The sequence below is a fragment of the Ligilactobacillus aviarius genome (assembly GCF_001654615.1).
In the GTDB taxonomy this organism is placed as follows: domain Bacteria; phylum Bacillota; class Bacilli; order Lactobacillales; family Lactobacillaceae; genus Ligilactobacillus; species Ligilactobacillus aviarius_B.
On sequence record NZ_LWUD01000016.1, the window covers coordinates 128,683 to 143,043 of the forward strand.

Consider the following 14,361-nt stretch of genomic DNA (forward strand, 5'->3'; position numbering starts at 1 on the left):
AAGATATTTGAGGACACGTTTTAGATATGGGGTGTAATTTTGAGTCAAAAAAAGTCAAATGACCATGCAAAGAAGCCTTGGGAAAGTACTTTTGAAGAAGAAAAAGACGAACAAGGCAACTTATCACGGACTGCAAGACGTCAAAATACCAAGAAAAATACGGCGTTAACGACGTCATTGCTGGTCGTGTTTATTATTATCATTATTGGTGTGGTAGGTCTTTATTTTTTATCGCAAAAAACGGCTAAGCAACATACAACGCACAGCGACAAGATCGAAGTTGTATCTTCATCAAAGAAAAAGAAGAAATCCTCATCCAAGAAAGTTGTAAAGAAGTCATCAAAGAAGGATGACAAGAAAAAGGATGAAAAGAAAGCTAGCTCAGTCGTAAGTCAACCTGCACAGCAACAAAATAATAATCAACAGCAAACGAATGCTCAGCAAGGAAATAACAACCAAGCTCAGACAAATCAAACCCAACAGAATAACACGAACCAGGGACAACAAAATCAGACTCAAGATCAAGCCAATAACCAACAACAAGGTGGCGGCAATGGGTATGCAACAGTTGGTGCTGGTCAAGGAATTTACCGGGTAGCTGTTAATAACGGATTAACCGTTCAACAATTATTGCAATTGAATCCAGGACTTGCTGGAACAGAACTTAAGCCAGGACAACAAGTTCGGGTCAAATAATAAATTAATTCGAGGTCAGACGAAGGTCGCGACCTCAATTTTTTTGAAAGAAACATCAGGAGGTTTATTTAATGAAGAAAATTCAAGTAGCAATTGACGGACCGGCATCGGCAGGGAAAAGTACCGTTGCAAAGATCGTTGCTAAGAAATTACATTTTATTTACTGTGATACGGGGGCAATGTACCGTTCAGTAACCTTTGCGGCGTTAAAAAATCACGTTAAGTTGGATGATGACCAGGCATTAAAGGAATTGCTTAAAACAATTGAAATCCGGTTTGTTCCGGCTGAACCTGAACAACGGGTTTTTGTGAACGATGAAGAAGTTACCCAAGCAATTCGGACTCCTGAAATTACCAATAATGTTTCATTGGTATCCGCTCAACCAAGTGTGCGGGCTGAATTAACCAAGCGCCAACAAGAAATTGCGGAAGCTGGCGGAATCGTAATGGACGGTCGGGATATCGGAACAACGGTTTTGCCAAATGCTGAAGTGAAGATCTTCTTGGTTGCCAGTGTCCATGAACGGGCAGTACGGCGGTTTAAGGAAAACCAAACAAAGGGGATCGACACACCGCTTGATGTTCTTGAAAAAGAAATTGAAGAACGGGATTACAAGGATTCACACCGTGAAATTTCACCATTGACTCAAGCAAAGGATGCAGTTTTGGTCGACACAACGTCATTGACCATTGACCAAGTTGTTGATCAGATTTTAGAAATTATCAATCAAAAAACAAATTAATATTAAAATCATTAATAATACTGGAAATATTTATAAATATCAGTTAAAATACTACTTAGAGTTAGTCGTTAAGGAGGACATTGTCCATGAGTGAATCAGAAAACAAGGATTTATTAGAAGCTTTAAACAGCGTTAAGGAGGTAAATGTCGGCGACGTCGTTAAAGGCGAAGTTTTGGCATTTGATGAAAATAAGCAAGTTATCGTTGGTATTGAAGGAACAGGTGTCGAAGGTGTCGTTCCTGCCCGTGAATTAGGCGTTAAGGCAGACGAACTTGAAGACAAAGTAAGTGTCGGCGACATGTTAGACTTAGTTGTTATTTCTAAGATCGGTTCCGACAAAGAAGGCGGCAGCTTCTTATTGTCACAACGTCGTTTACAAGCTCGCAAAGTTTGGGATGATATCGAAAAGAAATTTGAAAATGGTGAAACGATTACAGCACCTGTAACGCAAGTTGTTAAGGGTGGTTTAGTTGTTGATGCCGGCGTTCGTGGATTTATCCCAGCTTCAATGATTTCAGACCGTTACGTTGAAGACTTGAACCAATACAAGGGTCAAGAACTCAAGTTACAAATCGTTGAAATCGAACCAAGCGAAAACCGTTTGATTTTATCACACAAGGAAGCCGCTAAAGAAGAACGCGAAGCTCAACGGAAAGAAGCAATGGACAAGTTAACTGTTGGTGAAACCGTTGAAGGTAAAGTTGCACGCTTAACAAACTTTGGTGCATTCATCGACCTTGGTGGCGTTGACGGTTTAGTTCACGTTTCAGAAATTTCATACGATCACGTAAACAAGCCATCAGATGTTTTGAAGGTTGGTCAAGATGTGAAGGTTAAGGTTCTTGATGTTGATGAAGAACACGGCCGGATCTCATTATCAATCAAGCAAACATTACCACAACCATGGGATGAAGTTGGCGAAAAGATTGCTGAAGGCGATGTTCTTGACGGAACAGTTAAACGCTTAACAAGCTTTGGTGCATTCGTTGAAGTTATGCCTGGTGTAGAAGGTTTGGTTCACATTTCACAAATCTCACACAAGCACATTGCAACTCCAAACGAAGTCTTAGAACCAGGTCAAGAAGTTAAGGTTAAAGTTCTTAGCGTTGACCCAGCAGCTCACCGTTTGGCATTGTCAATCAAAGCTTTACAAGAGAAGCCAGCAGCTGAAAAGTCAGCTCCAAAGAAGAATAACAATAATGCTAAGAAAGTTGAAATCCCAGAAGAAGAAACTGGATTTACTTTAGGCGACATTATTGGTGACGAATTAAAAGACCAAAAATAATTTAATTTAAATTCTTAATTGATGGCCTAAAAGCATGACTTTTAGGTCATCTTTTGTTTTTTTAATCTTTTCAGAATGGAGGGAATTAAATGGCAAATCCAGTAGTTGCAATTGTTGGCCGGCCAAATGTCGGGAAATCAACAATTTTTAACCGGGTCGCAGGTGAACGAATTTCAATCGTTGAAGATACCCCGGGGGTTACTCGTGATCGAATTTACACGCATTGTGAATGGCTTGGAAAGAAATTCAATATGATCGATACTGGTGGGATTGATATTGGTGATGAACCATTTATCACCCAAATTACCGAACAAGCTGAAATTGCGATCGATGAAGCTGATGTAATTATCTTTGTTGTCAGTGCGCGTGAAGGCGTAACGGATGCCGATGAAAAGGTTGCGAAGATTCTTTACAAGACTGATAAACCCGTCTTTTTGGCCGTTAATAAAGTTGATAATCCAGAAATGCGGAACGAAATTTATGATTTCTACTCATTAGGATTTGGTGATCCAATGCCAATTTCAGGGGTTCACGGAATTGGAATCGGTGACTTGTTAGATAAGGTCATCAATGCTTTTCCTGAAAATGCCGATCAAGAAGAAGATCAGAGTATTAAGTTCAGCTTTATCGGCCGGCCAAATGTTGGGAAATCATCACTGGTAAACGCAATGCTTGGCGAAAACCGGGTGATTGTTTCAAATATCGAAGGAACGACCCGGGATGCGATCGATACGAAGTTCCAAACAGAAGACGGAACGGAATATACGATGATTGATACGGCTGGGATTCGGAAAAAAGGCAAGGTTTATGAAAATACTGAAAAGTATTCTGTTTTGCGGGCAATGCAAGCCATTGATCGTTCAGATGTAGTTTGTGTTGTGCTGAATGCTGAAGAAGGAATTCGTGAACAGGATAAACACGTTGCCGGGTATGCGCATGAAGCCGGTCGTGGGGTAATTATTGTCGTCAATAAGTGGGATACCTTAAAGAAGAATAGCCATTCAATGGCGGACTTTGAAAAGGCTATTCGGCAAGAATTCCAATACCTAAGTTATGCGCCGATCGTTTTTGTTTCAGCCAAGACGCATCAACGGTTGAATACGTTGCCGGCATTGATCAAGAAGGTTAATACCAACCATGAACGACGGATTACATCATCTGTCTTGAATGAAGTGATTTTGGATGCGATTGCTCAAAATCCAACTCCAACTGACAACGGCAAACGGTTGCGGATCTACTATGCAACCCAAGTTTCAGTTAAACCGCCGACATTTGTTGTCTTTGTCAATGACCCTGATTTGATGCACTTTTCATATGAACGATTCCTTGAAAATCAGATTCGGGCGTCATTTGACTTTACGGGAACCCCGGTTCATTTAATTATTCGGCGGCGTAAATAAATTAATAATTAAACGGTTACAAACATCCTAATTTTGCTTAATTTATATTGAAAAGCCTTGTTATATTAGGTTTTGTATGCTATCTTAATTATTGAGCAATGATTTGTTAGTCATTGTGTCAATCATTAATTTGATATTCAATAACAAGTTGTACAACTGTTATCTATTCGAGGAGGTGGAAACACATGGCAAACAAAGCACAATTAATCGAAAAAGTTGCTGAAAAGACAGGCTTAACAAAGAAGGACGCAACTACAGCAGTTGATGCAGTATTTGGTTCAATCCAAGACTTTTTAGCAAACGGTGAAAAAGTTCAATTAATCGGTTTTGGTAACTTCGAAGTACGTAACCGTGCTGCTCGGAAAGGCCGTAACCCACAAACAGGTGCAGAAATCCAAATTCCTGCAAGCAAGGTTCCAGCATTTAAGCCAGGTAAGGCTCTTAAGGATGCTGTTAAATAATCTTCCTGTAAATGAACTTTAAGGGTTGTGACGAATTGTTGTCACAGCCTTTTTATTTTGTTAAAGTATGTTTACGTTAATGATTTCAAAAGAAAGGCGAACAAATCTGAATGACATTTGCAGAAAAAACACTCGATTTAATTAGTAAAGGTCAAATTGATGAGGCACATAAAGAATTTGGATGGTCATTACGCAAAGATAGCGACGATATGGTGTACAGTCTTGCGGAAGAGTTATATTCGCTCGGGTTCACTAAGTGGGCGAAAAGGGCGTATGAAAAGCTGCTTGAACGCCATCCGGATGCTGATGAATTTCGGACATCATTAGCGGATATTGCGATTGGCGAAGGAAATGATGATGAAGCATTAAATTACCTTGCGCAAATCAAGCCGGATTCAGATGCTTACCTTGAAAGTCTTTTGGTTGCGGCTGATTTATATCAAACTCAAGGAATGTTTGATGTCAGCGAGCAAAAGCTTTTGCGGGCATATGAATTGGCGCCGAATGAACCAGTCATCCAGTTTGCATTAGCTGAATTGTATTTTGACATTAAAGAATACCAAAAGGCAATTCGGCTGTACCTCGGATTGATCAAACAGGGAATTACGGAGCTTTCACGGGTCAACCTGGTTCAACGGTTGGGAATTTCATATGCTGAAAGCGGAAAATTTGAACAGGCTTTAGGCTATCTGGAACAAATTCATGATGAAGACATGGATGACGATACGCGTTTTCAGCTGGCGTTCACGAAACTGAAACTTGGTCAGTATGACGAGGCAATCAAAGAGCTAAATGATCTTAAAGAAACCTCTTCGGATTATGCAACGCTTTATCCAGCCCTTGCCGAAGCATACGAACAGCAAGGAAAACTAAACGATGCCTTGATCACCTTACAAGAAGGAATGGGCGTTGATGAATTCAACTTGCAGTTGTACGTTAAAGCGGCAGAAATTGCCCAAAAGCTTGGGAAAGATGATCAATCTGAACGGTATTTAACAACGGCGTTACAACAAGATCCAGACAATCCAACCCTTGTTTCTTCGTTGAGCCGGTTGTTCGTTGCTCAACGCCGGCATGAAGAAAATATCAAGTTGTTGAATGATTATCTTCAAAATAATGAAGTTGATCCTTCGTTTTACTGGTTACGCGGGCAGTCGTATGCTGCATTGGAAGATTATGCGCATGCGATCGATGATTATCGTGCAGCACTGAAGGATCTTGGCGATTCAGATGACTTTTTACGCGACGCAGCGCAATTCTTCCGGATGGCCGGATTACGGGATCTGGCATTGGATTGTGTTAACCGTTACCTTGTCCATGAACCAAACGACGGAGAAATGGTTGAATTACAAGAAGAATTGATGGATTAAAAATAGAGGTTGTGACGTAAGTCGCAACCTCTTTGCTATATCCGCATAATCGGGTTCCAAAACAAACGAGCTACATGGAAGGACGCAAACCTCCGAATCTATGCTGCGCGATTCGTTCGCTTTTCTGCTTCCATCACGCTCGTTTTTAACGTTTTGTCACACCTTCTTTACAATCCTCGATAATAATTTAATGATTTGCGTGAAAGACGCAAGTCATGCATCAAGCGTTCATCTGAAAGATTTTGATGATGGTGAACGTAATTTAAAATTGCATTTTGATAAAGAACCGATGGCTTTAATGGAAGATCAACTTTGGGTTGGTCTTTTTTTAATATTTTGTGTAATCCGGCAAGACTAAGGGTCGGATTTGCAATGTTGATTCGCTCTTTAAGGAAAATGGCTTGTGAATGCTGAAGGTTAACCGCAGCTTCATGTTCTTTCGCAAAGTGTTTCAAAAATTCCGTTTCAAACGGTTGCCAGTCAATATCTGGAAGCAATTGATAAAAATCAGGCTGGATGAACTCAGCAGTTGTGAAGTAGTGGGCCGTTAAAAGCAACGTCATTCGGGTGTAATATGCCAGCTGGTCGTTTGCAAGATAATCGGAAAGTTTCTTTGTCCAATTGATGGCTTCCCTTGCAGGCGACGTTGATTTGCTTTTCTTCATGCCCTTCATGCCAATCGTTGGGAGGGTCGTTGCTAATCCGTTTTGAAAAAGAAAAATAAAATAACTGTTTAAATGGGTCAGGATTTTATTATAAGTTGAATTTTTAATTTGGCGTTGGATCTGAAGCCAACTAAGATATTCCTTGATCTCAAGTTCAGTGATTTGATTTAGATCGGCCGTTGATTGGTATGTCGGATTATTTTCGCGCAGATAATTGAACAGGCGTTGAACATCTTCAGTTAAATCTTTGATCGTTGAATCGGCAAGGAAACGATCATTTTTCAAATAATTGATAAAGCGTTCCTTATATGGGAAATCCATCGTTTTGTCTCCTCAAGTATAAATTGTTATTTTAACTACGAAAAGTATAACAAAAAAAGGAAGGTGCAATCAATATCACATCTTCCTTAGTTTAATTAATTGATCTTGTCATACGTGAAACCTTCACCGACAACTTCATTGACGTCAAGAATCGAAACAAAGGCGCGCTTGTCATATTTCGTAATGATCCGCTTGACTTCAGTAACTTCGCTTTGACTAACAACGCAGTAAAGGGCTTTGCCTTCTTTTTTCGAGTATGCTCCTTGCGTTTGCAAATACGTAACTCCGCGATCCATCGTTTTCATGATTTCACTTGAAATCTCATCTGGATGTTGGGTCATGATAATAATTCCGCGAGCTGAGTATCCGCCGTCTTGAATAAAGTTAACGACTCGTGAGAAAACAAATGAACAAACCAGGGTGTACATCATGCGACGGAGATCAATGTAAGTCAATGATGCAACTAAAACGCAGACATCAAGGGCAAACAATGATTGGCCCATTGGTGCGCCTTTTTTCTTTTCAAAGATTCGGGCAATGATATCCGTTCCGCCAGTCGTTCCGTTGAACCGGTAAACCAGTCCTAAGCCGAATCCACCAATGATTCCGGCAAGAATCGCTGCAATAAATAAGTCGTGATGAACGTTTAACGAAACAGGGAGCAGTTGCCACAGCCAGATCCAAAATGAAAGGGCTAAGGTACCATAAATTGTATAAATCAAAGACCGTTTTCCCAAGTAACGGTAACCGATGATCAAAAGCGGAATGTTGATCAAAATTGTTGAAAACGCCGGGTTAACTCCAACCAGGAACTTTAATAACAAGGTAATTCCGGCAATTCCGCCTTCCGCCAACCGGTCTGCAATGTTGACCGTTACAAATCCAAACGCATAAAGCGCGGTTCCAACCGTAATCATTAAAAAGTCGATCAACCGAACTCGTTGATTTTTATTTTGTGTCAATCTCTTTCCTCCTTCTAAAAAACATCGCTATTTAAAGGGTATCAGAAATCAAGGAACGATGCTACTAATGCGGGTTAAGATTTATTAAAAGCAATCATTTATTGAAAATATTATTTAATAGTCACAGTCTAATTGATTTGGTAAAATGAAAATTAGAAATTACGATGAGAGATGATAACTGTGAAAATTACTAAGTTTCCAAACGAATTTGTAAATGCCATTCCAGTTTTAAAGACGATCGAAAAGGCCGGATTCGAAGCTTATTTTGTTGGCGGGTGTGTTCGGGATACGCTCCTCGGGATTCCGCTTCACGACGTTGACATCACAAGCAGTGCTTATCCGGCAGAAATCAAGGAGATTTTCAACCGGACAGTTGATACCGGAATTGAACACGGAACGGTCATGGTTCTTGATCATGGGGAAGGCTATGAAGTAACAACTTTCCGGACTGAATCAACGTATCAAGACTTTCGGCGGCCGGATCATGTAACCTTTGTTCGTTCATTAGACGAGGACTTAAAACGGCGTGATTTGACGATCAATGCATTGGCAATGGATGCCGATGGAAATGTCGTTGATCTTTTTCATGGCCTTGATGATTTGAAGAATAAAATTATTCGGGCGGTTGGTAATCCGCATGAACGGTATCATGAGGATGCATTACGGATGATGCGTAGTATTCGTTTTATGAGTCAGTTAGATTTTAATCTTGAAAGTGAAACTGAAAAGGCGATTGAAGATAACGCTCATTTGCTTGAAAAAATCGCGGTTGAACGAATTCACGTTGAATGGATCAAGACATTGCTTGGGCAACGGCCGCAACTTGGAATTCAAAAATTTATTTCAACGGGACTGTATCAGTACTGTCCAGCCTTTGCCAACTTTAAGGACGGATTAACAGCGATGAGCAAGCTTGATCAGTTGCACCTGAATTCAGAGATTGAATGTTGGATCTTAATGGGACATATGTTTGGCTTGAAACCGCAAAAAACAGCAAAATTGATGCGGGATTGGAAATCATCAAATGATTTGATCAACCAGGTCGAATTAGCTCAAACGGCGCTTGAAAGCCAGGACGGTTTGGATGCCCCGCACGTTTTATTTGAAACGGGAAAGGATCTAACGTTGGCAGCCAACCATATTCTTACTCTTTTGGATCGATCAACGATTACGGATCAAGAAATTAAGACTGCATATGAAAAATTGCCAATTAAAAGCAGTGCTGACATTGCAGTTGATGGCTCCGCTTTGATCAAGGAACTCGGAATGAAACCGGGACCGCAATTTGGGAAGGCTTTAACGGCAATTAAGAATCAAATTTTAGATGGTAAATTAGCAAACGACCATGATCAGTTATTGGCGTTTGTTCGTGAAAATTTTATGTAGAAAGTGTGAGTTGAATGCAAACTTTAAGGGTTGAACATTTAACGAAAACGTACGGCGAAAAGACCTTGTTTAAGGACGCCAATTTTATTATCAATGAACATGACCGGATCGGTTTGATTGGTACTAATGGTTCGGGGAAAACAACGTTGCTAAACGCAATTGCCGGAATCGACCCAGCAGATAGTGGCGAACTTGTTATGCCAAATGATTATCGAATCGGGTATTTAAAGCAGATCCCGGATCTGGATGAAACTAAAACGATCATGGATGCAGTTTTTGACGGGGCTGCTCCCGTTTTTCAAACGATTCGGCAGTATGAAGATGCAGTGGCCAAATATGCTGAACATCCTGAAGACGAAAAGTTACAACGCCGGTATGACCAAGCCGAAAAAAAGATGAATCAAGAAGACGCGTGGAATGCGGACAGTGAAGTCAAAACAATTTTGACTCAGCTTCAAATCAAAGATTTAAATCAAAAAATTGGCACGTTATCGGGTGGTCAAAAGAAGCGGGTCGGCTTGGCTCAAGTTTTGATTCAAGCCCCGGATCTTTTGATTCTTGATGAACCGACAAACCATTTGGATTTTGATTCGATCAGCTGGCTTGAAAAATACCTTGCTTCGTATAAGGGCGCTCTCTTAGTCGTTACCCACGACCGGTATTTCCTTGATCAAGTAGCAACCCAGATCATGGAACTTTCATTTGGAACGTTGTATGCATATGAAGGCAACTATGAAGATTATGTCCGCCAAAAGGCTGAACGCGTTGAACGTGAGCTTGTTCAGGAACATAAAACGCAGCAGTTATATAAAAAGGAATTGGCATGGATGCGAACGGGAGCAAAAGCCCGGACGACCAAGCAGCAAGCGCGGATCAATCACTTCAATGAACTGCAAAAATCGGTTGATCATAAGGTTCAAGTCGATCAAGATGTTCAGATCAATTTAGGATCGAAACGCCTCGGAAAGAAAGTCCTTGAATTAAGGGATGCATCGGCTAAGTTAGGATCGCATCAGATCATTAAAGACTTTAATATGATGATCAACGCGGGTGATCGGATTGGAATCACGGGTTTGAATGGAGCCGGCAAGTCGAGTTTATTAAATATTCTCGCTAATAAAATTCCATTGGATCAAGGTGAACTGATCACTGGTGAAACCGTTCGGATTGCATACTATCAACAGCAAACCGAACCGATTCCGGATGATAAACGGATGATCAATTATTTGAATGAGGTCGGGCAAAGTGTCGTTAATAAGGACGGCGAACGAATCAGTACGACGCAATTATTAGAACAATTCCTTTTCCCACGGTTTATGCATGGAACACTGATTCGGAAATTATCCGGCGGTGAAAAACGCCGGCTGTATTTATTGAAACTTTTAATGCAGCAACCGAATGTTTTACTCCTGGATGAGCCCACGAATGACTTAGATATTGGAACGTTGACCGTTTTGGAAGATTACCTTGACAATTTTGATGGGACGGTAGTTACGGTTTCACACGATCGGTATTTCCTTGATAAGGTTGCTGATCAGCTTTATGTTTTTGAAGGCAATGCTAAGATCGATCGGTATTCAGGAAAATTCACTGATTATCTGGCAAACGTTCAGTCTTCGTCAAAGAAGAAGGCGGTTAAAGCTTCAAAGAAAAACGGTGAAACGCAATCGAAGAAGGCGGATGCCCCAAAGGAAAAGACCAAGTTAACGTATGCTGAACGCCTTGAGTATGAAAAACTTGAGAAGGAAATTAACGCGCTTGATGAAAAGCGGTCTGAACTTCAACACGAGATGGAAAATACGCCGGGAACGGATTATACTAAGCTTGGTGATTTGCAACGCGAAATTGATGAACTTGATGAAAAATCAATGGCAAAAATGGAACGTTGGGAAGAGCTGGCACAATACATTGATTAGAGCAAAGGGGAATGAAGAATGACAGAAATTGTTGAAGAACCATATTTACAATTGATTCGTGATATTTTAGATCATGGCCATATGAAGGATGATCGGACTGGAACCGGGACGAAAAGTCTTTTTGGCTACCAAATGCGGTTTGATTTGAGCAAAGGTTTTCCATTGCTGACAACGAAAAAAGTTGCCTTTAACCGGATCAAAAGCGAATTACTCTGGTTTTTAAGAGGAGATACTAATATTCGGTTCCTTCTGCAACACAAAAATCATATTTGGGATGAATGGGCTTTTAAAAACTGGGTTGAAAGTGATGAATATCAAGGTCCAGATATGACTGATTTTGGATTACGTTCGCAATCGGATCCAGAATTCAAAAAGGTTTATCGCGAAGTTAAAAAAGATTTCTGTCAACGGATTCTCGATGACGATGAATTTGCTGCTAAATATGGAAATTTGGGCAATGTTTATGGCGCTCAATGGCGGCATTGGCAGACCCGGCGCGGCGGCACGATCGATCAAATTAAGAATGTAATTGAACAAATCAAAACGAATCCCAATTCACGACGGTTGATCGTAACGGCATGGAATCCGGAAGATGTTCCGTCAAGTGCGCTTCCTCCATGTCACACTTTGTTTCAATTTTACGTCGTTGATGGCAAATTAAGCTGCCAGTTGTACCAACGAAGCGGTGATACATTCTTGGGAGTACCATTTAACATTGCAAGTTATGCATTATTAACGCATTTGATTGCGCGGGAAACGGGACTTGAAGTTGGCGACTTTGTACATACGTTAGGCGATGCCCATATTTATCGAAATCACTTTGATCAAGTTAAGGAACAAATCAGCCGAACACCGCACGCGGCGCCAACATTGTGGTTGAATCCTGAAAAGAAACATATTGAAGATTTTGAAATGGACGACATTAAGGTCCTTGATTATCATCCAGAACCGGCAATTAAAGCTCCGGTTGCTGTTTAAGGAGATCGACCATGTTAGCATATATCTGGGCAGAAGATCTAACTGGTGGAATCGGCGTCGACGGTCATCTTCCGTGGCATTTAGCAGCCGATTTGAAACGGTTTAAGGAAAAGACAATGAATCACCCAATGATTATGGGACGAAAGACGTTTGAAAGCTTACCGGGAATTTTACCTGGGAGAAAGCATATCGTGCTGACGCATTCAACCTTGAATATTTCTGATCCTAACGTGAAGGTTGTTCATTCCAAAGAGGAACTGGATGAATGGCTTGCAACTCAAGATAAAAACCAACTGAACGTGATTATTGGCGGAGTAACGTTGTTTAAAATGTACCGTGATCAAGTTGATATTTTATATCAAACGATTGTGAAAGAAAATTTTCAGACGGATACTCAAATGCCGGTAATTAATTATGCCGATTTCGAAAAGATTGAAGATCAGCAATTTGATGATTCAAATTTAAAATATGAATTTATAACGTATAAGCGAAAATAAATGTAATATACATTTTATTGATGAATCGGTTTTAAAGAGCAACATTCCACGACTAATATTTGATGATAAATGTATATTACAATTAATTGAAAGAGTGATTTTGTGCGGATCAACGGAAAGAAAATAATTCGGTATATTCTTGGGGTATGTTGTTTAGCTTTCTTGATTGGCGGAGGATTTTTTCTTGCTTCGCGTTCAGGCCATCTGAAAAATGAAGCGTCCGTGTCGAAATCGGCAGCGCGTCAATCCCATAAGGCTCATTCTCAGAAAATCAGTCTTGTTGGCTTAGGCGATTCGTTAACTTTTGGTCAGCAAGATCCGACGAATCGGGGCGGATATGTATACTTGATCAAGCAGAAACTGCAACAAAATTATGACGTGAAGGTTACGACTCATAATTATGGGAAAACCGGGGACCGGACGGATCAAATTCAGGCCCGGTTAGAAAATGATCCCGCAATGCAAAAACAAGTCAGCGAGGCAGATGTCATTACGATGACGTTTGGCGGAAATGATTTAATGCAAATTTTGCAAAATAACTTTCAACTTTTATTTACGAATAAACTTTCATCGATCATGCCTCAGCGAGAAAAAAAGTATCAACAAAAGGTTGAATCGTTAATGCAGACTGTTCGGCATTATAATCCAGCGGCTCCAATTTTTGTGATTAGTGTCTATAATCCGTTTTACGTTTATTTTCCAACGGTGACTGCTCTTCAGAAATATACTGATCAGTGGGTTGAATTAACTAAAAAAACGGTAACTGCGCAACCGCGAGTTTACTTTGTGAATGTCAACCAGCGTTTATCCCAGGGACAGTATTTAGGCAAAAATCAAGCGGAATTGAAGAAACAAAGTAAAATGAATCTTGAAAATCTATCCAGTCAAGAAGTTGAGCAGACATTAAATGATCATCACGAAAAGAATGAATATCTTTCATCGAATGACCATTTTCACCCTGATTTAAAGGGGTATCGGTATATGACGGATCAGTTGTATAAAGTGATGATGGCTCATCGGACAACATGGCTCAATTCGGAAACAACAAAGAGGTAAAATAATGAAGAGAACGGATCAAATGTCATCCAAACGTGAATTTAACCCGTGGAAATGGGCATTTACAATTTTACTTGTTGCGATGCTAAGTTTTGCGGTTTTCATTACGTTAAAGGTCACGGTTCCAAGCACCCAACAGGAAAATGAAACGCAGGTTGTAAAGGTCGCTTCCAAGGACTATTCCAAGGTGAACGTGACGATGAATGAACAAAATTTTAGCGCAGCAATTAACTATCTGCTTCGGAATGTTGAAAAAGGAAGCGGCATCAAGTATCGTTTTATTTTGAATAAATCAGCCGTTTTAATGGGAACGACAAGTGTTTTAGGAAAGAAAATTACTTTTTCTGTGTATGCAAAGCCGAGTTTAGATTCAAACGGGAATATTAAATTAAAGATCAAATCTGTGGGCGTGGGGTCTTTGAATGCACCGTCAGCATTTGTTCTAAGTTATATCAAGAAAAACTACGATTTGAAGGGAATTGTGGCAATCAACTCAGCCCAAAAAGTAATTACGCTTCGTCTTGATAAACTTACAGCAAAGGACGGATTACGAATTAAGGCGAATAAAATGGATCTTGATAATAATCAAATCGATTTTTCAGTTCTAATTCCAAACAAGTAGGA

At 40.3% G+C, this 14,361-nt stretch carries 14 protein-coding genes; 12 read left to right on the plus strand and 2 right to left on the minus strand.

The features are described from left to right. Nucleotides 1-39 precede the first annotated feature (39 nt). The 6 genes from A3O17_RS03640 (at nt 40) to A3O17_RS03665 (ending at nt 5,956) form a co-directional block, all read left to right on the plus strand. On the plus strand, nt 40-696 hold the full coding sequence (locus A3O17_RS03640; protein WP_064208640.1) for a LysM peptidoglycan-binding domain-containing protein: 657 nt from the start codon (nt 40-42) through the stop codon (nt 694-696). 71 nt (nt 697-767) lie between these two features. Further along, complete coding sequence (cmk, locus tag A3O17_RS03645) at nt 768-1,439, plus strand: (d)CMP kinase (RefSeq protein ID WP_064212967.1); 672 nt, start codon at nt 768-770, stop codon at nt 1,437-1,439. An 86-nt stretch (nt 1,440-1,525) separates the two neighbouring features. Then, nucleotides 1,526-2,725 carry a 30S ribosomal protein S1 gene (gene rpsA / locus A3O17_RS03650; protein WP_057827402.1) on the plus strand — a complete coding sequence of 400 codons (1,200 nt, stop codon included), beginning with the start codon at nt 1,526-1,528 and terminating at the stop codon, nt 2,723-2,725. Between the two features lie 89 nt (nt 2,726-2,814). Then, nucleotides 2,815-4,125: a ribosome biogenesis GTPase Der gene (gene der / locus A3O17_RS03655; protein ID WP_057827403.1), complete on the plus strand. Its 1,311-nt coding sequence runs from the start codon at nt 2,815-2,817 to the stop codon at nt 4,123-4,125. Between the two features lie 185 nt (nt 4,126-4,310). Continuing rightward, nucleotides 4,311-4,586: an HU family DNA-binding protein gene (locus A3O17_RS03660; RefSeq protein WP_057827404.1), complete on the plus strand. Its 276-nt coding sequence runs from the start codon at nt 4,311-4,313 to the stop codon at nt 4,584-4,586. Between the two features lie 110 nt (nt 4,587-4,696). After that, on the plus strand, nt 4,697-5,956 hold the full coding sequence (locus A3O17_RS03665) for a tetratricopeptide repeat protein (RefSeq protein WP_064212968.1): 1,260 nt from the start codon (nt 4,697-4,699) through the stop codon (nt 5,954-5,956). A 167-nt stretch (nt 5,957-6,123) separates the two neighbouring features. Here the strand turns inward: A3O17_RS03665 and A3O17_RS03670 are convergent, their stop codons facing one another. Both A3O17_RS03670 and A3O17_RS03675 read right to left on the minus strand, forming a co-directional pair. Continuing rightward, entirely contained in the window at nt 6,124-6,942 is an 819-nt protein-coding gene (locus A3O17_RS03670) for a site-specific integrase (RefSeq protein ID WP_064212969.1), read from the minus strand. 95 nt (nt 6,943-7,037) lie between these two features. Further along, nucleotides 7,038-7,859 carry a YitT family protein gene (locus tag A3O17_RS03675; protein WP_057827543.1) on the minus strand — a complete coding sequence of 274 codons (822 nt, stop codon included), beginning with the start codon at nt 7,857-7,859 and terminating at the stop codon, nt 7,038-7,040. A 225-nt stretch (nt 7,860-8,084) separates the two neighbouring features. On the opposite strand from A3O17_RS03675, the gene A3O17_RS03680 reads away from it, so the two are divergent. From A3O17_RS03680 to A3O17_RS03705, 6 genes are all read left to right on the plus strand, one after another. Further along, nucleotides 8,085-9,290, plus strand: a complete 1,206-nt coding sequence (locus A3O17_RS03680; RefSeq protein ID WP_064212970.1) for a CCA tRNA nucleotidyltransferase — start codon at nt 8,085-8,087, stop codon at nt 9,288-9,290. A gap of 14 nt (nt 9,291-9,304) precedes the next feature. Continuing rightward, a complete protein-coding gene (locus A3O17_RS03685; protein ID WP_064212971.1) occupies nt 9,305-11,206 on the plus strand; it encodes an ABC-F family ATP-binding cassette domain-containing protein in 1,902 nt (633 codons plus the stop codon). 18 nt (nt 11,207-11,224) lie between these two features. Further along, nucleotides 11,225-12,184, plus strand: coding sequence for a thymidylate synthase (locus tag A3O17_RS03690; RefSeq protein ID WP_064212972.1), 960 nt, complete (start codon nt 11,225-11,227; stop codon nt 12,182-12,184). Between the two features lie 11 nt (nt 12,185-12,195). Next, the gene (locus A3O17_RS03695; protein WP_064212973.1) at nt 12,196-12,681 is read left to right on the plus strand and encodes a dihydrofolate reductase; all 486 of its coding nucleotides are present in this window, start codon (nt 12,196-12,198) and stop codon (nt 12,679-12,681) included. Nucleotides 12,682-12,783: 102 nt separating this feature from the next. Continuing rightward, entirely contained in the window at nt 12,784-13,737 is a 954-nt protein-coding gene (locus A3O17_RS03700) for an SGNH/GDSL hydrolase family protein (RefSeq protein ID WP_225354712.1), read from the plus strand. A 4-nt stretch (nt 13,738-13,741) separates the two neighbouring features. Further along, the gene (locus tag A3O17_RS03705) at nt 13,742-14,359 is read left to right on the plus strand and encodes a YpmS family protein (protein WP_064212974.1); all 618 of its coding nucleotides are present in this window, start codon (nt 13,742-13,744) and stop codon (nt 14,357-14,359) included. Nucleotides 14,360-14,361 lie beyond the last annotated feature (2 nt).

Bases quoted from the DNA above. Each gene is read 5' to 3' on its own strand.
- A3O17_RS03660 (WP_057827404.1), top strand. From the start codon at position 4,311: ATGGCAAACAAAGCACAATTAATCGAAAAAGTTGCTGAAAAGACAGGC.
- rpsA (WP_057827402.1), top strand. From the start codon at position 1,526: ATGAGTGAATCAGAAAACAAGGATTTATTAGAAGCTTTAAACAGCGTT.
- A3O17_RS03685 (WP_064212971.1), top strand. From the start codon at position 9,305: ATGCAAACTTTAAGGGTTGAACATTTAACGAAAACGTACGGCGAAAAG.
- A3O17_RS03690 (WP_064212972.1), top strand. From the start codon at position 11,225: ATGACAGAAATTGTTGAAGAACCATATTTACAATTGATTCGTGATATT.
- A3O17_RS03705 (WP_064212974.1), top strand. From the start codon at position 13,742: ATGAAGAGAACGGATCAAATGTCATCCAAACGTGAATTTAACCCGTGG.
- der (WP_057827403.1), top strand. From the start codon at position 2,815: ATGGCAAATCCAGTAGTTGCAATTGTTGGCCGGCCAAATGTCGGGAAA.
- A3O17_RS03665 (WP_064212968.1), top strand. From the start codon at position 4,697: ATGACATTTGCAGAAAAAACACTCGATTTAATTAGTAAAGGTCAAATT.
- A3O17_RS03695 (WP_064212973.1), top strand. From the start codon at position 12,196: ATGTTAGCATATATCTGGGCAGAAGATCTAACTGGTGGAATCGGCGTC.
- A3O17_RS03675 (WP_057827543.1), bottom strand. From the start codon at position 7,859: ATGATTACGGTTGGAACCGCGCTTTATGCGTTTGGATTTGTAACGGTC.
- A3O17_RS03670 (WP_064212969.1), bottom strand. From the start codon at position 6,942: ATGGATTTCCCATATAAGGAACGCTTTATCAATTATTTGAAAAATGAT.
- cmk (WP_064212967.1), top strand. From the start codon at position 768: ATGAAGAAAATTCAAGTAGCAATTGACGGACCGGCATCGGCAGGGAAA.